Consider the following 20,691-nt stretch of genomic DNA (forward strand, 5'->3'; position numbering starts at 1 on the left):
TTTTCCGGAGGAATTTATAGAACCTTTTCTCTTTGTCCTGACTTACGCAAAAGTATTTGATTTTGAAATATTTTTATTCCTTCATTGGCCTGGAATAACTGAATCCCGATCCCTTCCCAGCCGCTCTCTGCCAGTCCCGGAAACTGGGCGATGGCATACATATTGCTGAATAGCCTTTGACGGTTATCAGTTTTTTGATTCCGGGAAGCGGGAAGGGGTGGTAAATAATTCAGTGCACGTTGGCACCGTTACGGTGCTTTCTGATAATGCGGAGAGTTTGCAGGCCTGGTCTGGCTCGTCGCACTCCCCGGCAAGTATTGCCCCTTTCCGGATAACAATCAGGAGCAGCCAGAAAAAAGGGGCAGGGAATGAATACCAACAGGAAATTGCTCAGCTATACCATTGCGGTACTCGGTTGTGGCATGGGTGTATCGCCATCCATCGGAATTGCAGAGGAAATCGAAGAGGTGGCGGTAACCGGAACCCGCGGGCAGCCACGCACCGTGTCGGATTCACCAGTGCCGGTCGATGTATTCAATACCGAGATGATTGAGGCGGTTTCCTACACCGACACAAACGACATCCTGAAAACCCTTGTCCCGTCTTACAATGTCTCACGGCAACCGATCAGTGACGGCGCCACCTTTATCCGTCCGGCCCAGTTGCGCGGTATGCCCACCGACAAGACCCTGGTGCTGGTGAACTCCAAGCGTCGCCACCGGGCGGCGCTGGTCTCCATCGGTGGCTCGGGTACGCAGGCTCCGGATGTGGCCACCATTCCCAGTGCGGCGATCAAGACTGTGGAGGTGCTGCGTGATGGCGCTGCTGCACAGTATGGGTCCGATGCGATTGCCGGCGTGGTGAACTTTATCCTGAAAGATAACGCTGAGGGAGGCTCGTTCGGCGTTCAGGCGGGTGAATATACTGAGGGCGACGGCTTCCAGACCACCGCGACGGGCAATATCGGCATGCCACTGGGAAGCGATGGCTTCGTCAGTATCTCCACCGAGGTTTCAGAGTCAGAATTCACTTCCCGCTCCGAGCAATACTGTGAAAGCTGGTTCTGCCTGGACAAGAACAACCCGGTCTATGACAGCAGCGCCGGTTATGCCGAATTCACCGAGAACGATGAGTTTATGGCCGCGGTCGACAATGCCTCCCTTGAGGGTGATGTGGTGCAGCCCTGGGGGCAGCCCAATTCGGGGGCCTCGCGGGTATTTGTCAATGCCGGCTATGACCTGGGGGCTGGCCGGGAGCTGTATGCCTTCGGCAACTACTCGGCCAGTGAAGCCGATGGCAGCTTCTTCTACCGTTATCCCTACAACGGCACCATCGAGGACCTCCGTGAAGCCGATGGGTCTATTTATAATCCCCTGGAAATTTTCCCTGGCGGCTTTACGCCCCGCTTTACCGGTGAGGTCACCGACTATTCCGGTGTGGCCGGCCTGCGGGGCCTGTGGGCAAATGGCGTAAGCTATGACTTCAGTGCCCGCTATGGGTACAACGAAATCGACTACCTGCTGGAAAATACCATCAACCCGTCACTGGGGCCGGATACCCCCACGGCATTCCGGCCGGGTATCCTCAGTAATGAGGAAATCCAGCTGCAGGCCGATTTTTCCCGTGAGTTCGAGGTCGGGCTGGGCAGCCCGCTACTGGCCGCTGCCGGTTTCAGCTTTATGGACGAAACCTACGATATCGCGGGGGGCGACCCGGACTCCTTTGCCGCCGGACCCTATGCCACTCCCGACCCCTGGGGATTCTGTAACAGTGACGGCACTCCTACCGCTGCAGGCAGTGATACAATCGTCTCCGGGTCCAGCCTGGACTGTGCCAATCCGGATGACCCTGTGTATACCGTGGTGGGCGTGGGGTCCAATGGCTTTCCCGGTTATTCCCCCGAGTACTCGGGCAGCTACAGCCGCGATTCCTATGCGGTTTTTGCCGACATCAGCAGCGACGTCACCGAACGCCTGTTCCTGCAGGCCGCGGTCCGTTATGAGGACTACGCCGATTTCGACTCAGAGCTGGTGGGCAAGCTGGCAGCGCAATATGACCTGACGGAAAACATCGGCCTGCGGTCTTCAGTGGGCACCGGATTCCGTGCGCCGACACCGGGACAGCAGGGCACCACCAATGTCTCGACCCGTTTGCCGAACGGCTTCCCGGTGGCAACCGGACTCTTTCCCGCCGCGAGCCCGGTTGCTGCGGCCTTGGGTGCGGAGCCGCTGAAACCGGAGACCTCAAATAACTTTACCCTGGGCATGACAGCGGAATTCGATCGCCTGAGCCTGACCCTGGACATGTACCGCATCGACGTCGATGACCGGACCTATGCCATCTCCACCCTGGATGTCTCTGCCGACAGTGGTGCGGGTGATGCTTATGACAACTATCTCGCCCTGGTCAATGCCAATGTGGTGGGAGCAGAGTCCATTGGCGGTGTGTTCTATTTCACCAATGCTTTCGATACCCGCACCCAGGGCGTGGACCTGGTAGCCACCTATCCGCTGGAGTGGTCGAATGGGAGCATGACCACACTGATCGCTTCCGCCAACTATAACCAGACGGAATTTACCTCGGATCCCGGTGCCTACCTGAACGAAGAAGACCAGTTTGATTTCGAAAACCTGAATCCGGAGCTGCGCGGGGTTCTCACTGCCGTGCACGATATGGGCGATTTCGGCCTGATGGCCCGGGCCAACTGGTATGGTTCCTACGAGAACTACAATGCCGGTGAAGTGCAGGAGTTCTCGCCGCTGGTTATGCTGGACCTCGAAGGTAAGTATCACTTCAGCGAGGCCATCAGCCTGGCGATGGGTGGCAGGAACATTCTCGACGAGTATCCGGAGAAAGACGAGATCGGGGATTACTGCTGCGGCCGGCTTTACTCCTCGGGCACAGTGGTCGACTGGCAGGGCGCCTTCTATTACCTGCGCATGAATTACACCTTCTGACCGGCGTATTTAACGCGCCCATATTCTCTTCAATTGTGAGCGTCTGCTTGTCCCCGCCATTGCGGGGACTTTTTTGCCCCGGGTTTATGGCTGGCTTGGCTAGTGTCCGGGGCATGAAAAAGCCAGCCTCATGGCTGGCGTCGATGGAGCGAAACCGCGCGCTGTAAAGCGCGTAATGACTCGTTACGAGCTCATGCGATCCAGTACCCGGGGGAGGGCCGCGGTATATTGCTCCACATCCTCCAGGTAGCCCATGCTGACTCGCGACCAGTTGGTGTAGTCACGGTAGATACCGCGAATCAGTACTTTTTCCTTCTCCATTTCCTGGCGGAAGGTCTCGGCATTGAGGTCACCAAGGTTTACGAACATAAAATTGGTGACCGAGGGCAATGTGCTGAGGCCTTGCTCAGCTACTGCTTCACTGACCATCTCGCGGGCCTGTCGGATTTTGTCCCGGGAAAAATCCATAAATTCCTGGTCCTCGTAGCTGGCAATCGCCGCTGCCAGCCCGGCCTGGTTCAGCCCATACCAGCCGATACCGTAGCGCTGCATTTCCTCGATGCGGCCGGGTGGGGCGATCAGGTAGCCCACGCGCATGCCCGCGAGACCGTAGATCTTGGAGAAGGTGCGGGCGACGATCACATCGTGGCCCGCCTTAATCAGCGGAATCATGCTGTTGCCGTCCGGGTTATCGGTAAGCTCGTTGTAGGCCTCGTCGGCGAGAACGGTACACTTCTTCGAGGCCCTGATGCAGAAATCACGCATTTTGCCCGGGTCGAGCAGCATCCCTGTGGGGTTATTCGGGTTGGTCACCTGCACCATGGAAATGCTGTCATCGATGGCGGCGTACATGGCGTCCAGGTCGATCTGCAAGGACTCGAGTTTGGGCAGGCGCCTGATCTTTCCGAGCTCCTGGATTTCCACGACCCGCGCGGTGGTATCCCAGAACAGGTCGGGGCCCAGGATATTACCCTTTTGCCCGGCCACGATGGCTGCCGCCACCAGGCCGGCACTGGAACCGGAGCCCAGGGTGACGTAGTCGGGAGTCAGCCCGTGGCGTTCCGCGATCATGGACTTCAGGTGCATGACACTGTCGTTGACGTAATAGGCGCCCTTCTGTGCCGCCGCCATCATGGCCTTCATCGCTTTCGGGCTGGGGCCATAGGGATTTTCATTGGCATTGAGCTTGGCAATCCCCTTGGCCGGCCCGTAGAGCGGTTGCGGGCGTGGTTTCTCCGCCGCCTCGGCCCGGGGGATGCCGGCGGTGGCCGCCGCGGAAATTGCTGCAGCGGCACCGCCCAGGAATAATCGCCTGCTGATATTGTGCGTCATTATTATATCCTCATGGTTGTGGCCGCCTCAGAGGGCGCCCGTGGTCTTGGCGAACATGGAAATGGAGACAATAACCAGGTACACGCCGAACAGGCGCTTCAGGTGTAGCTCATTCATGCTGTGGGCCATACGCGCGCCGATTGGCGCGGAAATAACGGAGAACAGGGATATGGCCAGCAGGGCGGGAATATTGATATAGCCCACCGAGCCAAACGGCAGGCCCGTTTCACCCAGGCCCATCAACATAAAGCCGATCGCGCCTGGCAGGCCGATCAGGAAGCCGATCCCGGAAGCCGTTGCCACGGCCTGGTGCACCGGCCTGTCGCACAGCACCATGGTCATCACCGTAATGGTGCCCCCGCCGATACCCAGTAGGGAGGAAAAGCCGCCAAGGAAGCTCGCCAGTGAGGCGCGGGCGATACCGGTGGGCATGCTCAACTTGCCGTTCAGGCGGTCGAAAAGGTTCGGGAACAGGAAATAAATGGAATAGACCAGCACGCCGCCGGCAAAGACAAAGACCAGGCTGGTGCTGTCCGTATAGGAGGCAATGACCAGCCCGCCCGCCACACCCAGCAATATCCAGAGTGACCAGTCCCGCAGCACCTGGAAGTCCACTGCGCCCCGGCGCCGGTGTGCCTGGACTGCGCGGGCTGAGGAGATCACGATCGATGCCAGCGAGGTTCCGACTGCCACCCGCATGATTTCATGCGAGCTGTTGGGAAGGAAGGGAAACACCGCCAGCAGAGCCGGCACTACCACAAAGCCGCCGCCATTGCCGAAGAGGCCTGCCGTGATCCCGGCTATCAGTCCGGCCAGGCAAAGCAACAGGATAAAAAGCGACACTTCCTCGATGCTCATCGAATTCCCTGTTCATTTTTATTCCAGCAGGGGATGCGAAGCATGAAGTGTGCCAAGGGGCAGTTGGAGGGCCTGCTGGCGTTGGAGGGAGGCGGGTAGGCGCGACGGGCCCTTTATTCAGCCGCGTATGAAGCGGGATTTCCTCACCCAGTGATCACCACGATAACGGCGGGTTGGGGCCGGGCTCTTCTTGGCCCAGAAAAAATCGCGGTTGAACTGGAATTCGACTTCATAACCCTCGGCCAGTGCGGCCAGGGGCATGGCCTTCCAACTGGCATGGCGGCGCTTGCTGGTGGCCTCAAGCAGGTACTCGCGACCCTCAACGATGGCCACCACCCAGGCATGCCCCTGTCCCTTGTGGGTGCCCATGGCGACCCGGGCGTCCACGCCCAGGTTGATCAGCCAGTCAGCAAGCAGTATGGCGTGGTCCTCGCAGTCACCGCGGGGCTGGTAATAGGCCTGGCGCGAGGTCTGCCAGATATCGGACAGTCCGGCATACTGCAGGTGGTCATACTGGTACTGCTTGCGGGTGGCGAGACTGTAGAGTGGCACCCACAGCTTGTCGGTTTCGAACGGCTGGAAGCCCACCAGGTAGCTGTTGGCGAAATGATGCTTGCTGTCCAGTCCCCGCGCGGAGGCTGTCACGTTGGAGAAGCCCTGCCAGTTCCAGATGGAAACATAAGCGCTTTCGGCCTCTGTGCGCCTGGCCACCATTTTCTGGATCAGTGCTTCGGTAATGGGCTGGCTACTGCCAGTGACGCGGACCTGGCCGCGCTGAGAGTCCCGCTGGTCCCCACCCTCTTCCAGCGAGAGCTGGTAGTGTAGCTCCGGGTCTACCGGCGGCTCGCGCACATCCCGTTCAGCTCGCACAAGCAGTTCCGGCAGCACCATTGCGGTTGCGATCAGTAGGATCGGAAGCCAGCTGCGCATGACTAGCCCTTGAGGCCAAAAGAAATAATCAGGGCGACAAAAATAAGGATGGTGGAGGCAAAGATGGCCACGGCTATATTGCCATTCTTGAGTTCGCCCTCGATATCCACGTGCTTGAGCAGTTTCTTGTCGATGGCGAGCAAGGCAATGATGCCAATGAACAGCGCCAGCAGTGTGTAGAGCAGGTTAATGCCGAGGTTAAAAAGGGTGGCAGTCAGAAATTCCAGTTCCATCTTGGGTGTAACATCCCGTAATTGTTTCGAGCGTGAATTAAATCATATAATCCACCGCGCTTCATCCTGGGGCGCTTGAAATAAAGCCGGTATATACCGGTTAAACCAGCCGGATATTTGCCGGCATTTATAATCGTTGATTTTCAGGGAATTGGGGGAAAGATGATGCGGCCGATTATGATCGCTCTTGGCCTGCTCGGGGCACTGTTGCTGACAGCCTGTGGGGACCGGGTGGAGGTGCCACCGGCACATGTGGGCAAGATCCTGACCAAGAATGGTTACAAGCCCGAAACAGTACCACCATCCAAGTTTCGCCTGGATCCGTGTTTCTTCTACTGCGACAAGCTGGTTACCCTGGCGATTGCCGATTTTGGCCATAAAGAGCGCTTCAAGCTGTTCATGCCCAAGGACCAGCTCAACATGAGCTTCGATATTCGCATGACCGGGGCCATCAGCCGGGAAAATATTGACAATATTTTCGATCGTATCCCACCGGTACAGGACAATATCGCCGTCAATAACGTCTACAACACTTATGCCCAGCCGGTAATCCGTGATGTGGTGCGTCGTGTGGTCGCCAAGTACTCGATCAATGAAATCGCCTCCAGCCGGGAGGCGCTGAGCCAGGAATTATTCTCCGAGGTCAGTGATGCCCTCAAGGGCACACCCATCCAGGTCAAGCGCCTGGGCCTGGCGGACGTGCAGTTCCCCAAGGTGATCACTGAGGCCAAGGAGCGCGCGGCCGAGCGGCGTGAATTGATAGAACAGGAAAAAGCCCAGTTTGAAATCCAGAAAATCCAGATGGAGCGCGACCTGGAGCGGGAGAAAATGAACCGGGCCATCGCCCGGGAAAAGGCCATCGGCCAGAAAGAGGTGAATGACTTGCTGGCCAAGTCGGTCACAGACAAGTACCTGGCCTACCGGACCCTGGAAGTGCTGGACAAAATGGCGGAGTCCGAGAACAAGGTATTCCTGCCGGTTGAAGCCCTGGGCACCATTGGCCTGCAGCAGGCAGTCTTCAATGACCAGGTGCGCCAGACTGCCCGGCGCGATCGCTGAAACAGTATTTATAAAAGGGGAGTAGTTGGTATGCAGTACAACTCACAGATTTCCAACTGGCTGGTATCCGCGCTTGGTGGGCTTGCGACCTGGGCGGTCGTGCTGGCCATTGTGATTCTCCTGCTGGCGATCATTGCGCGGATACGTATTGCCGGGCCCGGTAACTGGCAGCGCCTGCTCTACGACCGGTCCTTTATTATCCGGGCGCTATCGCTGGGTTTCGGTATCTGGGTACTGGCGGGCTTCAGCAGCAATGCACCCAAGCTCTCCCTGGATCCGGACTATTCCGCCGAGCAGGAAGCCATCCGTGCGCAGCTGGAGGCGGGTGCCGGGGACGTGGAAAGCGTGGCACCGGAAAAGGATTCCGCCGAAGAGACCAGCGCCCGGCTGCAGCAGTTGCGAGAGGAACAGCGCGAGGCGGTGCTGGAGGAAGATTGACAGTCTCCGACAGGCCCGCTGCATATGCAGCGGGACAGCACTAAAAAAGGGGGCCATGGGCCCCCTTTTCACCTGTGAGTAAAGCTACGGCCTAGCGATTCTTCGGGCCACCGCCCTTGCCGCCACCTTTGCCGCCGCCACCGCCACCGGAGCCGCCGTCACCGGGGTTGGTGCCGGTACAGGCATTCGCCGCCAGGTAGTCGAACGCGGCCTTGGCCTGCACCAGGCCGTAACCGTAGGCGTTGTCGCGACCCGCATCGCCCAGGTCTTCCGCAGTGGCATTCATCGCCGCGCGGATTTCACCCGGTGCACAGTTGGGGTAATGGCTCCAGACCAGGCCGGCGACACCAGCTACGTGCGGGGTGGCCATGGAGGTACCATTGAAGTAGGCGTAATCACCCGGCTCTACAGTGACTGTAGCCGCAGTGCCCAGCTGGCCCATCAACGCAGCGCCATCGGTGTCGGAGATGCCGACAGAAGGAATGCTGGTTACCACCTCGCCCATGGTGCCGTACAGCATGCCGGGCTCGTTGTTATAGATGATGGCACCTACGCCTCCACCGGCCTCACAGTTGAGGACTTTGTCGGCAAAGCTGATGTTACCGCGTGAAATCAGGCAGATCTCACCGGCGGCATCAGTACAGGCGGATTCACCCAGGCCGCAATCGACCAGTGAGCCTGCAGCGCTATCCAGCGGGCTGCCTTCCATACCGGCAGAGTCAACTGCGTTGCCGCCGACAGTGACAGAGCTGACAACTGCGCTGCCCACGGGTACAGAGGAAAGCACGTCGACGCCCGGGCCGGCCAGTTCCACCTGGTCAGTCTGCTGGGAGAAGTCGGCGATCACCTTGTCGCTGTCGATGGCGGCAATGGACATGACCGAGTCGTAAGAAGCCGGGTAGGAGTGGCGGGTGTTGCCATCGTTGCCGGCTGCGGCGATGGAGAGGACGCCACGGTTGGCGTACAGGTCGGCAAATGCCTGGTCCTCGGTGCGGGACTTCAGCGTGCCACCCAGGCTCATGTTGATCACATTCGCACCGTTATCGGCACAGGTGTCAGCTGCCGCGACCAGCGAGGAGGAGTAGCCCCAGCCATCCGCGTTGAATACCTTGACGATATGCAGCTTGACGTTGCCGTTCGGCATTACGCCCACGACGCCGGTGCTGTTATTGATGGCGGCAATGGTGCCGGCAACGTGGGTGCCGTGGCTGTTCTGGTCTTCGTACCAGTTTCCGGTGCCGGAGTCATTCGTGCCGGTGACCATATTACCGGACAGGTCTTCATGGGAGATGTCGTAGCCAGAGTCGATGATACAGACGGTGCTGTTACCAGCCATGTCATCGGCGACCATATCGGCCTGCACCATGGGAATGCCAAACGGCACTTCCTGGGCCATCAGCCAGCGCTTGGCATCTTTTTCGACGTATTCAACATTGGGGTTGTTCTGCATGGCCTGCAGGGCCTTGTCGGACAGCATCGCGGCTACCGCGTTGCGCTTGTCCAGCGCCAGGGCGGTACGGCCGCCGGCCTTGTTCAGTTGCGCCTTCGCTTCAGCGCTCTTGCCTGCCTTGAACTTGATGATATAGCGGTCTTCGGCGGCACCCGCCTGTGCGGCGACGCTTGTGGCGACGGCACTGGCGAGCAGTGTGGGTAGGATCTTCTTCATGAATCGAGCTCCAGATGGGCTGCTGTTTTCTTATCGTGTAATCACTCTGTCCGGTGCCGGGACCACTGTACTGCGTTGCTCAGGATGACTGGCACGCGTGAGCAGAGACTTGGAAAAGTAGCAGCTCGGAGTTGTGCGGCAATGGAATTGTTTCGCTTATGTGAAGCGACTACCAAAACTGATAATTGGCGCCTTGTTTGCCGTCGAATTCATACGGGATAGGGGCCCTGAACCGTCTAGGAGGTGTCAGCCCTCGAATTTAGTTAGTACAGACGTACGCGTCTATTGGGCAGTAAATCAAATATGATTTGTTAGTCGCAGATGGTACAAATGCACAGCTTGTCGCATTTGTACGGTAGTGACTGGTACATACCGTTCCAGCAATGGGCGCGATAAAAAAAGCCCCTCGGGGAGGGGCTTTCGTTAAAGAGCGTCAATCCGGTGCGGCTTACTGCCCGCCGGCTGCCGCTGCGGCGACGGGCTTGCCATCCACATCCAGTTCGGCGATGGGACCAATTCCCAGGGCCTCGATGCCCGGGCGAATTTTTTCCTGGTCGCCTACCACCACCCAGATAAACTGGTCCGGTTTGATGGTCTGGCGGGCCAGCGTATTGATGATGTCCAGCTCGATATTGCGAATCTGCTCCGCATAGCCGTCCATATAATCCAGTGGCCGGCCGTATTTCAGCATCTTGGCCACCTGCATGGTGACCGCATTGATGGTCTCAAAGCGTCCGGGCAGTTCGTTGATCCGCTTGTCCTTCAGCTTCTGCAGCTCGTCAGCCTGCGCGGGCTCGTCACTGACATAGGCCCGCAACTCCTTGCGCAGTTCCGCCAGTGACTCGCTGGTCTTGTCGGTCTGTACCGGGGCATAGACCATCATCGGCTGCTGGCCCTTGGCGCCGGAGAAGAAGGAGTAAGCCCCGTAGGCCCAGTGTTTTTCCTCGCGCAGGTTCATATTGATCCGCGCCGTGAAGGTGCCGCCGAGGATGTCGTTCATCATATGCAGCGCCTCCCGCTCGGGAATGCTCTCGGAGGGTGCCAGCAAGCCGCCGATAATCATCGACTGCTCGGAACCGGGCTTGTCGATCAGGTAGACGCGGGACTGCTCGGGATGGTCCACCTGCGCCAGGTTCTTCTGCGGCAGGGGGGATTCCGGGGCGCGCCAGTCGGCAAAGTTGCTTTCCAGCTTTTCCGTCAGTGCCTCCATGGTGATATCGCCGACCACGACCATGGTGGCGTTATCGGGACGGATCCAGGTCTGGTGGTGCTGGACCAGGTCCTCACGGGTCAGTGACTCGATGGACTCCTCGGTACCGCTACCGGTGAGCGGGACGCTGTATGCGTGTCCGTCCCCGTACAGCAATGGCGGCAGGGTGCGCAGTGCCATCTGTACCGGCTGGGTCTTTTCCTGCTTGATCATCGCCAGCCAGCGACCGCGCTTGCGTTCGACCTCTTCCTCGTCGAAGGCGGGACGCATTACCACATCAGCAAACAGGGAAACCGATTCATCCAGGGTATTGGTCAGGGCATCGAGACCCACGTTGGAACTGTCGATACTGGTATTGGCGTAGATCCGCGCCCCCAGGATTTCCTGTCGTGCGCTCAGCTCCAGGGCGCTGAGTTCAGTAGTGCCCTCTTTCAGCATCGACATGGTGTAACCGGCCGTGCCGGCCTTCTTGCCCTGGTCGGCGGCGTAGCCGGCGTCGAACATCAGGTGCATATTCACCACGGGCGTGGTGTGACGCTCGGCCAGCACCACTTTCAGGCCGTTGGAGAGTTCAGTGGTCTGCAATTCGGGGAAGGGTACCGAGGGGAACTCGCCGGTGTCCGGCAGCCTGGAGCGATCCACGTCCTGCTCCGCCACTTTGTAATCCGGGAAGGGGTGCACCTCCAGGTTGTAGTCGCCGCTGCTGAGCCACTCCTGCGCAGCAGATTTCACGGCCGCCGGGGTCAACTGTTGTTTCTCGTCAATGGCCTTGAGCAACGCATTGGGATCATCCAGGTAGAGCTCGCCGCGCGCCAGAATTACGCCCTTGCCGGACCAGCCGCCCACCTGCTCAAGGTCCCGCGCAGCACCGGCGTACTCCGACATATTCACCCGGGCCAGCTCCTCGGCAGTGGGTCCCTCTGCGAGGAAGGTATTCAGCTCTTCCTCGATGGCTGCCTCGACTTTTTCCAGGTCGACACCGGGCTTGGCATCTGCGACCACCTGAAAAACGGATGCCAGCTCAAACTCATAAAAATTGATATCGACACTGGTGGCGATCTGGTCGGTATAGACCAGGCGCTTGTACAGGCGGGAGTTCTTGCCATCGCCCAGCACAGCCGCGGCCAGCGACAGTGCGTTGGTGTCTTCGTGCCCCATGTAGGGTGCGTTCCAGACTTTGTAGAGACGCGACTGCGCCACACGGTCGTACATGGTCTCGCGCTTGGACTGGTCGCGCTTGGCAATCCAGGCATCTTTCTTGGCCAGCGGCGGCCCGGCCGGGATATGGCCGAAGTACTTGCTGGCTTTTTTCTTCGCGGTTTCCACATCAATATCACCAGCCAGTACCAGCACGGTATTGGCAGCGCCATAGTACTGCTTGAACCATTCATGCACGTCTTCCAGTGAAGCGGCATTCAGGTCTTCCATGGAGCCGATGGTGGTCCAGGAGTAGGGGTGGCCCTCGGGGAAAATCGCCTTCTGCATATATTCCCAGACCTTGCCGTAGGGCTGGTTCTGTCCCTGGCGTTTCTCGTTCTGTACTACGCCGCGCTGTTCGTCCAGTTTTTCCTGGGTGATCACGCCCAGCAGGTGGCCCATGCGGTCGGATTCCATCCACAGGGCCATGTCCAATGCGTTGGACGGCACTGTTTCAAAATAATTGGTGCGGTCGAGCCAGGTGGTGCCGTTCATACCCGTGGCACCGGCTTTCTCGAACGGCTTGAAGAATTCGTCGTTGTAGTTTTCCGAGCCGTTGAACATCAGGTGCTCGAACAGGTGGGCAAAACCGGTGCGACCGGGCTTTTCATCCTTGGAACCGACGTGATACCAGACTCCCACTGACACGATCGGTGCCTTGCGATCCTCATGCACGATTACCCGCAGGCCATTGGGCAGGGTAAATTTTTCGTGGGAGATGCGCAGGGATTCGGTGGAGATCGAAGGGGTGGTAACGGGAGTGTCAGACGGGGCGGAAGTGCTTTTGGCTACTTGCGACTGGGGCTGCCCGGGATCGCCGCAGGCTGCCAGTGCCAGTGTCAGCACCGCCGGCACCCAGAGGGGCCGTACAATCTTCATATCGGTTCCTTTTTTATTAGCTATTGGTTCCGGGAGCGCGAGCCGCTGCGGCCGATTACCGACAAACGCTGTCCAGCCAGGCGGGTGAATAAATCGGGCCTGGAGTGGCACTTTCGTGCAGCTTGAAGGGGCGCCAGGGACTTGCCTCCCGACCACCTTTATACAAAGTGCGGCCGGGCGTGGCAAACAGGCGCAGGCGAGGGGCTGGTGATCAGTAGGCGTTGCGGATCAGGTCGATGCCGGGCTGGATCGCGCGGCGCCAGGCACCGTCGATAGCCGGGGTATGTTCCGGGTCGTGGCGGGCCACAGTGGCCAGCAGTGCATCCAGCCAGACCGAGTAGAGCTCGGGGCGAATGTTGTAGCCGGAACGGGAGTGGCTGTCGCCGAGCGCACGCAGCTTGGTGTCGGGCATGCCCCGGGCCACGAGGATCAGCTGCATGATGCCGTTGCGCAGCAGGTGGCGCTGCTGGGGCATGTCGGTGTCACGGAACATCGCCCGGATATCGTCGGAACTGCCCATAAACCGATCATAAAAATCGACAAAGAACTGCGGGTTGTTGCAGCAGCGCCCATAGCTCTGGAAAACGATATCGCTGTCGGGTGTGTCCATCCGTAAATCCCCCGGGTCATTAAAAGTCGCCCGCCTCATGCCGGGCGGCGCGATTCTATACCCAACGGTAAATTTCGGGAAGCGCGATACGTCGCGACGGGATGCTTGCGTCAATGCCTGGCTGCGGCCTCCAGAGGCAGGAGTGCGTCGTAGATGGCCTCGACCACACCACCGTATTTCCCGGTGGTGAAGCCGTCGCCGGCAAAACGGTTGGAGTTGTTTTCCGGATCCGGCAGGCGCGAGTGCTTCTTGTTGGTCAGCAGCACAATGCCCAGGTTGTACTGCGGGTCGATCACGGTGAGGGTGCCGGTCCACCCGGTATGGCCGTAGGCCTGGCCACTGGCACCGTTGCCGAACATCCACGTCATGCCGTCTGTCCCGTTGCGGCGCCATCCCAGGCCGTAACCTGGGTCGAGTGGCGACGGCGCGGTAAAGCTGGCGATCACGGCTTCGTCAAACAGGCAGGTATCGCCATAGCCGCCGCCGTTCAGCATCACCTGCAGCAGCACGGCCAGGTCCGCAGCGGTGGAGAAGAGCCCCGCGTGGCCGGATACCCCGGCCATGGAATAAAAGGCTTTCTCGTCGTGCACCTCCCCCTGCAGGGTATGGGTGCGGATATTGGGAAAGTCGATCACCCCGTCGCGGGTATTCCCCAGCAGCTCGGTCGCCGCGAAGTCGTCGGGCACGAACCCCTTCTCCAGCGGCGCAAAGCGCGTGCGCTTGAGCCCCAGTGGCCGGTAGAAAGTGTCCTCCACGTAAGTATCCAGGGGTTGCCCGGTGATGCGCTCGATTACCAGGCCCAGCAGCATATAGTCGGTATCGCTGTAGACGGTCCGGGAGCCCGGTTTGTAGCGCAGTGGTGCCAGGGGGATAAAGCCGAGCGTCTTGTCCCGCTCCTGGGAGAACAGTTCCCCGGATACCGCAGGGTTGTGGAACTGCGGGTCGGGCGCAAAGCCTGCCGTATGGTGCAGCAGGTCCGCTACGCGCAGCCCGGCCTTGCCGGTCACCGGGTCCCCCTCGCGGTCGGCGAATTCGGGGACATAGCGGCGCACCGGGGCTTCCAGGTCCAGCCGGCCCTCGCTCACCAGCCGCTGCAGGGCGAAATTGGTGGCATACATCTTGGTGTTTGAGGCCAGGTCGAACATGGTATCGGCCCGGACTTTCTCGAACTTGTCCAGGGGCCTGTGCCCTTCGAACTTCCTGCGGTAGCCATAATGGGACTGCTTTACGACGCGGCCGTCCCGGATCACCACCAGCGCGGCGCCGGGAAAGCCCGCGGCAATATCGGCCTCGATCAGGCGGTCCACCGCGGCCAGCCCGGCGGTGGAGAAGCCGGCCTCTTCCGGTGTCGCGGCCCGCTCCAGGGTCGGGTAGTCACAGGCGGCCGTTGATGCCGTGACGGGTAATGCCAGCAGTACGGCCAGCCCGGCGGTAATAAAGGCGGCCGTGACGAGGCGGGCTCGCTGGGGGGATAGAAGCATGGGCAGGCCTCGGCTATTGGTACCGGGTCGCTCAGGGGCGCCCGGGATAAATTATTCTTGTGGCTTGGAATTCTGGTAATACTGAGTCGCCGCTGCGAGGGCGTCAAGATGGGCAGCCGCTCAGCCCGCGCTGTCCTCGTCCTGCAGTGCAACAGAGAAGTCGCCGCCCGGGTCTACTGCTACAGAGATCGAGATCGGTCGGCAGCAGACCTGGCAGTCCTCGATATAGGACTGCGAGCCGGCAGACAGGTCCAGCAGCAGGGTGATGGGTTCGCCACAATAAGGGCAGCTGGCGTCATATTCCTGCAGCGCTTCCATCAGCGTCCCTCCGGCAGGTAGCGTGACACCCAGGCGGCCAGGGTCTCCGCCACGTAGTCGGCGTCTTCCTTGCGGGTCAGCAGGTGGTCGGCGTCATCCAGGCTGATAAAGCTCTTGGGGTGCATGGCCCGGTTGTAGATATCCGCCGCTTCGTCGATGGGCACGGTGCTGTCGCGGGGGGAATGGTAGATCAGCAGGGGGCGCCCCAGCTCGTGGATATAGTCCGGTTCGTGGTTTTCCAGGTCGTCGAGGAACTGTTTCTTGATGGTGAATGGCCGCCCGGCCAGGTCCACCTCCGCCTGGCCCCTGGTCTCGATCACGTCCAGGGCACAGGCAAACTGCTTGATCACATGGTCCGGCTCCGCCGGGGCGGCGATGGTGACCACGGCCCGGGCCTCCTCGATATCACCGGCGGCCGCCAATACCGCCGCGCCACCCAGGCTGTGGCCGATCAGCAGGTCTACCGGGTGATGCTCCCGGTGCAGGAACTCGGCAGCACTGAGCAGGTCGCGGATATTGGAGCTGAAGTTGGTATCGGCGAAGTTGCCCCCGCTGTCCCCCAGTCCGGTGAAATCGAAGCGCAGCACGGCGCAGCCCAGGTCCGCCAGCCGCCGGGCAATGCGCGAGGCCGCCAGCACGTCCTTGCCGCAGGTGAAGCAGTGCGCGAACAGGGCCCAGGCCCGCGGGTGGCCCTCCTCGGGCAGCTCCATGATGCCGGCCAGGGGGTTGCCGTTGCCGCCCGGGAAGGTGACTTTCTGCCGCTTTGCCATACTGGATCTCCGTCGCCTGGCTGGTCATTACTGTGTCCATAGTATGAACTGGGCCCGGCCGGGGGCAATCTCAGGGCGAAACGGGCGATTTTGACAGCGTTATCAGGCGCGCAGCGGTCGGCACCGGAGCCCGGCTGTTGATATAATCCGCGCCCACTTTTCTATCTCACCGCAACATTTCACAAAACAGCAGAGGGGATTGGCGATGGCGGTCAAACTGATGTCGGATCTGGACCTGGCGGGCAAGCGTGTGCTGATTCGCGAGGACCTGAACGTACCGATCAAGGGGGGCGAGGTGACCTCGGACGCGCGCATCCGCGCGGCCCTGCCCACCATCAAGGCCGCTGTCGACGCCGGCGCGAAAGTACTGCTGATGTCCCACCTGGGCCGTCCCACCGAAGGCGAGTATGCCGATGAGTTCTCCCTGGCCCCGGTGGCCGCCCACCTGGGCAAGCTGCTGGGCCGTGAGGTGCCAGTCATCGGGGACTGGCGCGACGGGGTCGAGCTGGGCGCGGGCGACGTGGCCCTGCTGGAGAATGTGCGCTTCAACGAGGGCGAGAAGAAGGACGACCCGGAGCTGGCCAAAGCCTATGCGGGCCTGTGCGACATCTTCGTGATGGACGCCTTCGGCACCGCCCACCGCGCCCAGGCCTCCACCCACGGGGTGGCCCGCTTTGCGCCGGTGGCCTGCGCCGGCCCCCTGCTGGCCGCGGAGCTGGATGCGTTGGAGAAGGCCCTCGCCAAGCCGGCCCGCCCGATGGTGGCGATCGTGGGCGGCTCCAAGGTTTCCACCAAGCTCAGCGTGCTGGAGACCCTGTCTGACAAGGTCGACCAGCTGATCGTGGGTGGTGGTATCGCCAACACCTTCCTCGCCGCCAGCGGCAAGCCGGTGGGCAAGTCCCTGTGCGAGCACGACCTGGTGGATACCGCCAGCGCGCTGATGGAGAAATGCGAGATCCCCCTGCCCACGGATGTGGTGACCGGCAAGGAGTTCAGCGAGTCCGCAGCCGCCGAGACCAAGTCCGCGGATGAAGTCGCCGCCGACGACATGATCTTCGATATCGGCCCGGACTCCTCCGCCAGGCTGGCAGAGATCCTGCAGGATGCCAAAACCATCATCTGGAACGGCCCGGTGGGGGTGTTCGAGTTCGACCAGTTCGGCGGCGGCACCGAGCGCCTGTCGAAGGCGATTGCCGAGAGCGATGCCTTCTCCATCGCCGGCGGCGGCGACACCCTGGCGGCGGTAGACAAGTACGGCATTGCCGACAAGGTCTCCTATATTTCCACCGGCGGTGGCGCCTTCCTCGAGTATGTGGAAGGCAAGACCCTGCCGGCAGTGGCGATCCTGGAAGAGCGCGCCGCTGAATAATTTGTTTGGAAACCGGGTCGAACAGCTCGACCCGGTGAGTTTCCGAGTGTTACCCCGGCGCAGATCGGGGAACCATTTACAGAGATGTCAAAACAAAACCAAAGGTACTTTCCATGGCACTGATTAGCTTGCGCCAAATGCTGGACCACGCCGCCGAGCATGGTTACGGCGTGCCGGCGTATAACGTCAATAACCTCGAGCAGATGCGCGCGATCATGGAGGCGGCGAAAGAAACCGACTCCCCGGTGATCGTGCAGGCCTCTGCCGGCGCCCGCAAATACGCTGGTGCGCCCTTCCTGCGCCACCTGATCCTGGCGGCGATCGAGGAATTCCCGGAAATCCCGGTGGTGATGCACCAGGACCACGGCACCAGCCCGGCCGTATGCCAGCGCTCCATCCAGCTGGGCTTCAGCTCGGTGATGATGGACGGCTCGCTGCAGGAAGACGGCAAGACCCCGGCTTCCTACGAGTACAACGTCGACGTCACCCGCCGCGCGGTGGAAATGGCGCACGCCTGCGGCGTATCCGTCGAGGGTGAACTGGGCTGCCTGGGCTCCCTGGAAACCGGCATGGCCGGTGAGGAAGACGGCATCGGTGCCGAGGGCAAGCTGTCCCACGACCAGCTGCTGACCGACCCGGAAGAGGCCGCCGACTTCGTCAAGAAGACCCAGGTGGATGCCCTGGCCATCGCCTGCGGTACCAGCCACGGTGCCTACAAGTTCACCCGCCCGCCCACCGGCGACATCCTGGCCATCGACCGCATCAAGGAAATCCACGCGCGTATCCCGGACACGCACCTGGTGATGCACGGTTCCTCCTCTGTACCGCAGGAGTGGCTCAAGGTAATCAATGAGTTCGGCGGCGAGATCCCGGAAACCTACGGCGTGCCCGTGGAGCAGATCTGCGAGGGCATCAAGCACGGCGTGCGCAAGGTGAATATCGACACCGACCTGCGCCTGGCCTCCACCGGTGCAGTGCGCCGTTTCCTGGCCGAGAACCCGTCCGAGTTCGACCCGCGCAAATTCCTCAAGGCCAGCACCCAGGCCATGAAGGACATCTGCAAGGCCCGCTACGAGGCCTTTGGTACCGCCGGCAACGCCAGCAAGATCCGCCCGGTGAGCCTGGAGACCATGTACCAGCGCTACGAGGCCGGCGAGCTGGAGCCGAAGATCAAATAAACACCTGCGGGGCGGCACCAGCGGCCCCGTGGCAGTTCTTTTGATGCTGTGAATTCGCTTGCTGCGAAAGGAAAAGCCCGCGCTAATGTGCGGGCTTTTTTGATTTTATTGGGGGGGATTGCGGTCGCCTGCTAGAGCTACCACGCAAAAATGCATACCCCATCCTCAAATTCCACGTTCTTGATTTCTGAGAATTGGTTTTCTAGCACGATAGCACAGTTATGCGAATCTTCATGAATTTGCAGGCCGATCAGCTTTTTACCTGAGTTAGACACATGCGGCGCTAATTTTTCAAATATCCTATTCGGGTGATCTTTTTCTTCAATATGAAAAGCAGAAAAATCAGACACCTTGGGAATTGAATGCTTACAAAATAGCGCATTAATTTCAGGTTCTAGATCAGAAATGCTTGAACTCCAATCTGCGATTAATAGATTTCCAGAATCCTGATAGTATTCAAGGAATCCTTGAAATACATCCTCTTCAGGATACTCACACTCAGTATCAGTAAGGCCAGATACATCAATACCCCGGAATTGTTTTAACCCGCCATGCATGGCGTGAAATTCACGCCTAAACTGTATGAATCTTTCAATAAAAGAGTGTAATTGCGGATCAGAATAGGCCAATACTCTAGATAGCTTTACCAGATCCCTATTTTGATCGTTTTTCTGTTTTTTCCTAAAGAGATTCCAGACCATGGTTTATTTTCGGTGCTCGCTCTAACGACCACATTGGTGGCCGTAGTGAAGCGCAGCTGGGCGAATATCCTGGGCCGCGCAACGGGCGACCAGCATGCGCTTGTTATGAATTTCTTATCCGTTTACTTTTTCGGATGTGATTTTCTTTCCATTAATAACCCACCTCCAGAGCTCATCCTGATGTAAGGCAGAGTTGTAAGACCTGGTCATGATTACAATGTCTTTATTTTCTAACCGAGCAGATAGTATGATATCCCCAAGAGATTCACTTGGTGGAATAATGAGCTTTGAATTATTGCCATTGAACAAAAATGCAGTATAAGAAGATCCAGTTGCGCCACTCCAAAAGGTGCTATTTCTTACAAAATATATTTCTCCAGCCTCCGCAATCGAGAAAAACTCTAAGTCCCCATGGCTTTTCAAAATTTCTTTGATTTCTTCAGTATTATTGGCATTAAATATTTTTTCACGTTCTTCAAGAGAATAGTTTCCACTTAAAATACCATTTTCTGAATCTACTCTATGAATTTCACGAGCCAAGCTATGTTGAGCATTGGCGTCAAAGCTTATAAGTACTGCTATCAACAAAAGAAACTTATACTTCATGATTCAGTGATTTCCCAAATAACATCCGGTTTTGTGGCGGACTTGGAGCTGCGAAGCAGCGGAAATACCGTCCGAGCCCCGAAAGGGCGGCAAGAGGCGCTTGTCTGGCTAACCCCAGAAGACTTGGTTGAAGTATTCAGTTCGTTGTTTTGTCATATCGAGAATGCATTCTGAGATATGGATGCCTGACCAGCCTCCTGCTGCGCCGGTACTCTCTCCCTCAAAGCTGCAATGTGCATCTCGATATTTCAACCAAGCTCTTTGAGATATTCTAAACTCTTCCTCAAGATTACGCTTTAAATATTTATCCTCTTCTCGAATCCTTTCAATGGCCGCTTTATAGGCCATGTTGAGTTCTTCATCTGCCTTTTTTAACATGCCTTCAATACAGAGCCCTGCTGCCATAGCGCCGCCGTTCTCTGCTGTACAAGAATCCGCGGAATCCTCGGAAATAGCGTATGAAGAAGCACATGCAAAAATTAATAGCATGATGCGAGTCATTGCGTTCATAGTATTTCCCTTCACATAGCCTAACGAGCCTGTAGAAAAACAGGATGACAACCTGATATCCCATCGGCTCTCTTTCTTATAAGTTTAATGATCACGATTTAAACACATCCGTTTTATATAATCACTCATTGCACGTATTAAGGGCCTCTTTTGCGCAGACGAGTGTGGATATCCCTGTGAATCAGTGGATCGCCCCGTATCTCATCAACTTCTCAATGTTATGCACCAGGCAGAACATACGCCATTGCCCCTGGACCTTCTTACGACCACGTAAAGAGAAACGGCCTAGCCGTTTATTGGTACCAATATTACCGAACACCGGCTCTACCACCGACATCCGGTGACTATAGATCGTCTTTCCCGCGATACTGTCGACGCGCTTTTTCATC

The 20,691-nt window shown here is 58.7% G+C and carries 19 protein-coding genes; 5 read left to right on the forward strand and 14 right to left on the reverse strand.

Annotated features, from left to right (window positions below):
- The first annotated feature begins 368 nt into the window (after positions 1–368).
- Positions 369–2,957, forward strand: coding sequence for a TonB-dependent receptor plug domain-containing protein (locus ACH6CX_RS13155; protein WP_396675529.1), 2,589 nt, complete (start codon positions 369–371; stop codon positions 2,955–2,957).
- 183 nt (positions 2,958–3,140) lie between these two features.
- Here the strand turns inward: ACH6CX_RS13155 and ACH6CX_RS13160 are convergent, their stop codons facing one another.
- From ACH6CX_RS13160 to ACH6CX_RS13175, 4 genes are all read right to left on the reverse strand, one after another.
- Positions 3,141–4,289 carry a pyridoxal phosphate-dependent aminotransferase gene (locus ACH6CX_RS13160; RefSeq protein ID WP_396675530.1) on the reverse strand — a complete coding sequence of 383 codons (1,149 nt, stop codon included), beginning with the start codon at positions 4,287–4,289 and terminating at the stop codon, positions 3,141–3,143.
- A 27-nt stretch (positions 4,290–4,316) separates the two neighbouring features.
- A complete protein-coding gene (locus tag ACH6CX_RS13165) occupies positions 4,317–5,147 on the reverse strand; it encodes a sulfite exporter TauE/SafE family protein (protein WP_233006665.1) in 831 nt (276 codons plus the stop codon).
- A gap of 117 nt (positions 5,148–5,264) precedes the next feature.
- Positions 5,265–6,077: a transglutaminase-like domain-containing protein gene (locus ACH6CX_RS13170; protein ID WP_233006664.1), complete on the reverse strand. Its 813-nt coding sequence runs from the start codon at positions 6,075–6,077 to the stop codon at positions 5,265–5,267.
- Positions 6,078–6,079: 2 nt separating this feature from the next.
- A complete protein-coding gene (locus tag ACH6CX_RS13175) occupies positions 6,080–6,310 on the reverse strand; it encodes a DUF350 domain-containing protein (protein WP_233006663.1) in 231 nt (76 codons plus the stop codon).
- 162 nt (positions 6,311–6,472) lie between these two features.
- On the opposite strand from ACH6CX_RS13175, the gene ACH6CX_RS13180 reads away from it, so the two are divergent.
- Both ACH6CX_RS13180 and ACH6CX_RS13185 read left to right on the forward strand, forming a co-directional pair.
- A complete protein-coding gene (locus ACH6CX_RS13180) occupies positions 6,473–7,369 on the forward strand; it encodes an SPFH domain-containing protein (RefSeq protein ID WP_233006662.1) in 897 nt (298 codons plus the stop codon).
- 30 nt (positions 7,370–7,399) lie between these two features.
- Complete coding sequence (locus ACH6CX_RS13185) at positions 7,400–7,807, forward strand: hypothetical protein (protein ID WP_396675531.1); 408 nt, start codon at positions 7,400–7,402, stop codon at positions 7,805–7,807.
- 91 nt (positions 7,808–7,898) lie between these two features.
- Here the strand turns inward: ACH6CX_RS13185 and ACH6CX_RS13190 are convergent, their stop codons facing one another.
- The 6 genes from ACH6CX_RS13190 to ACH6CX_RS13215 all read right to left on the reverse strand — a co-directional run bounded on the left by ACH6CX_RS13190 (position 7,899) and on the right by ACH6CX_RS13215 (position 15,938).
- Positions 7,899–9,473, reverse strand: coding sequence for a S8 family serine peptidase (locus ACH6CX_RS13190; RefSeq protein WP_396675532.1), 1,575 nt, complete (start codon positions 9,471–9,473; stop codon positions 7,899–7,901).
- A 448-nt stretch (positions 9,474–9,921) separates the two neighbouring features.
- A complete protein-coding gene (locus tag ACH6CX_RS13195; protein ID WP_233006659.1) occupies positions 9,922–12,759 on the reverse strand; it encodes a pitrilysin family protein in 2,838 nt (945 codons plus the stop codon).
- A gap of 211 nt (positions 12,760–12,970) precedes the next feature.
- On the reverse strand, positions 12,971–13,369 hold the full coding sequence (locus ACH6CX_RS13200; RefSeq protein ID WP_233006658.1) for a globin: 399 nt from the start codon (positions 13,367–13,369) through the stop codon (positions 12,971–12,973).
- Between the two features lie 110 nt (positions 13,370–13,479).
- Positions 13,480–14,850 carry a penicillin binding protein PBP4B gene (gene pbp4b, locus ACH6CX_RS13205; RefSeq protein ID WP_255701173.1) on the reverse strand — a complete coding sequence of 457 codons (1,371 nt, stop codon included), beginning with the start codon at positions 14,848–14,850 and terminating at the stop codon, positions 13,480–13,482.
- 120 nt (positions 14,851–14,970) lie between these two features.
- The gene (locus ACH6CX_RS13210) at positions 14,971–15,168 is read right to left on the reverse strand and encodes a CPXCG motif-containing cysteine-rich protein (RefSeq protein ID WP_233006657.1); all 198 of its coding nucleotides are present in this window, start codon (positions 15,166–15,168) and stop codon (positions 14,971–14,973) included.
- Complete coding sequence (locus tag ACH6CX_RS13215; RefSeq protein ID WP_233006656.1) at positions 15,168–15,938, reverse strand: S9 family peptidase; 771 nt, start codon at positions 15,936–15,938, stop codon at positions 15,168–15,170. The genes ACH6CX_RS13210 and ACH6CX_RS13215 overlap by 1 nt, the downstream gene beginning before the upstream one ends.
- A gap of 205 nt (positions 15,939–16,143) precedes the next feature.
- Here ACH6CX_RS13215 and ACH6CX_RS13220 point away from each other — a divergent pair, with 205 nt between their 5' ends.
- Together ACH6CX_RS13220 and fba are read left to right on the forward strand one after the other, a co-directional pair.
- Positions 16,144–17,307: a phosphoglycerate kinase gene (locus ACH6CX_RS13220; protein WP_233006655.1), complete on the forward strand. Its 1,164-nt coding sequence runs from the start codon at positions 16,144–16,146 to the stop codon at positions 17,305–17,307.
- A gap of 113 nt (positions 17,308–17,420) precedes the next feature.
- Positions 17,421–18,485 (forward strand): class II fructose-bisphosphate aldolase, encoded by a 1,065-nt coding sequence (fba, locus tag ACH6CX_RS13225; RefSeq protein ID WP_233006654.1) that lies wholly within the window; start codon positions 17,421–17,423, stop codon positions 18,483–18,485.
- A gap of 137 nt (positions 18,486–18,622) precedes the next feature.
- Here fba and ACH6CX_RS13230 read toward each other — a convergent pair whose 3' ends face one another.
- From ACH6CX_RS13230 to ACH6CX_RS13245, 4 genes are all read right to left on the reverse strand, one after another.
- Positions 18,623–19,186: a hypothetical protein gene (locus ACH6CX_RS13230; RefSeq protein ID WP_233006653.1), complete on the reverse strand. Its 564-nt coding sequence runs from the start codon at positions 19,184–19,186 to the stop codon at positions 18,623–18,625.
- A gap of 114 nt (positions 19,187–19,300) precedes the next feature.
- A complete protein-coding gene (locus ACH6CX_RS13235; RefSeq protein ID WP_233006652.1) occupies positions 19,301–19,792 on the reverse strand; it encodes a hypothetical protein in 492 nt (163 codons plus the stop codon).
- Positions 19,793–19,900: 108 nt separating this feature from the next.
- Positions 19,901–20,302 (reverse strand): lysozyme inhibitor LprI family protein, encoded by a 402-nt coding sequence (locus ACH6CX_RS13240; RefSeq protein WP_396675533.1) that lies wholly within the window; start codon positions 20,300–20,302, stop codon positions 19,901–19,903.
- 181 nt (positions 20,303–20,483) lie between these two features.
- Positions 20,484–20,691: transposase (locus ACH6CX_RS13245; protein ID WP_396675534.1), on the reverse strand; the 208-nt coding region annotated here is incomplete at its 5' end.

Source organism: Microbulbifer sp. JSM ZJ756 (assembly GCF_044383805.1).
In the GTDB taxonomy this organism is placed as follows: Bacteria; Pseudomonadota; Gammaproteobacteria; order Pseudomonadales; family Cellvibrionaceae; genus Microbulbifer; species Microbulbifer zhoushanensis.

What these genes read in the sequence shown, in the direction of transcription:
- fba (WP_233006654.1), top strand. Translation starts at nt 17,421, where the DNA reads ATGGCACTGATTAGCTTGCGCCAAATGCTGGACCACGCCGCCGAGCAT.
- ACH6CX_RS13185 (WP_396675531.1), top strand. Translation starts at nt 7,400, where the DNA reads ATGCAGTACAACTCACAGATTTCCAACTGGCTGGTATCCGCGCTTGGT.
- ACH6CX_RS13160 (WP_396675530.1), bottom strand. Translation starts at nt 4,289, where the DNA reads ATGACGCACAATATCAGCAGGCGATTATTCCTGGGCGGTGCCGCTGCA.
- ACH6CX_RS13170 (WP_233006664.1), bottom strand. Translation starts at nt 6,077, where the DNA reads ATGCGCAGCTGGCTTCCGATCCTACTGATCGCAACCGCAATGGTGCTG.
- ACH6CX_RS13200 (WP_233006658.1), bottom strand. Translation starts at nt 13,369, where the DNA reads ATGGACACACCCGACAGCGATATCGTTTTCCAGAGCTATGGGCGCTGC.
- ACH6CX_RS13240 (WP_396675533.1), bottom strand. Translation starts at nt 20,302, where the DNA reads ATGAACGCAATGACTCGCATCATGCTATTAATTTTTGCATGTGCTTCT.
- ACH6CX_RS13155 (WP_396675529.1), top strand. Translation starts at nt 369, where the DNA reads ATGAATACCAACAGGAAATTGCTCAGCTATACCATTGCGGTACTCGGT.
- ACH6CX_RS13165 (WP_233006665.1), bottom strand. Translation starts at nt 5,147, where the DNA reads ATGAGCATCGAGGAAGTGTCGCTTTTTATCCTGTTGCTTTGCCTGGCC.
- ACH6CX_RS13220 (WP_233006655.1), top strand. Translation starts at nt 16,144, where the DNA reads ATGGCGGTCAAACTGATGTCGGATCTGGACCTGGCGGGCAAGCGTGTG.
- ACH6CX_RS13195 (WP_233006659.1), bottom strand. Translation starts at nt 12,759, where the DNA reads ATGAAGATTGTACGGCCCCTCTGGGTGCCGGCGGTGCTGACACTGGCA.
- ACH6CX_RS13215 (WP_233006656.1), bottom strand. Translation starts at nt 15,938, where the DNA reads ATGGCAAAGCGGCAGAAAGTCACCTTCCCGGGCGGCAACGGCAACCCC.
- ACH6CX_RS13190 (WP_396675532.1), bottom strand. Translation starts at nt 9,473, where the DNA reads ATGAAGAAGATCCTACCCACACTGCTCGCCAGTGCCGTCGCCACAAGC.
- ACH6CX_RS13235 (WP_233006652.1), bottom strand. Translation starts at nt 19,792, where the DNA reads ATGAAGTATAAGTTTCTTTTGTTGATAGCAGTACTTATAAGCTTTGAC.
- ACH6CX_RS13180 (WP_233006662.1), top strand. Translation starts at nt 6,473, where the DNA reads ATGATGCGGCCGATTATGATCGCTCTTGGCCTGCTCGGGGCACTGTTG.
- ACH6CX_RS13175 (WP_233006663.1), bottom strand. Translation starts at nt 6,310, where the DNA reads ATGGAACTGGAATTTCTGACTGCCACCCTTTTTAACCTCGGCATTAAC.
- pbp4b (WP_255701173.1), bottom strand. Translation starts at nt 14,850, where the DNA reads ATGCTTCTATCCCCCCAGCGAGCCCGCCTCGTCACGGCCGCCTTTATT.
- ACH6CX_RS13210 (WP_233006657.1), bottom strand. Translation starts at nt 15,168, where the DNA reads ATGGAAGCGCTGCAGGAATATGACGCCAGCTGCCCTTATTGTGGCGAA.
- ACH6CX_RS13230 (WP_233006653.1), bottom strand. Translation starts at nt 19,186, where the DNA reads ATGGTCTGGAATCTCTTTAGGAAAAAACAGAAAAACGATCAAAATAGG.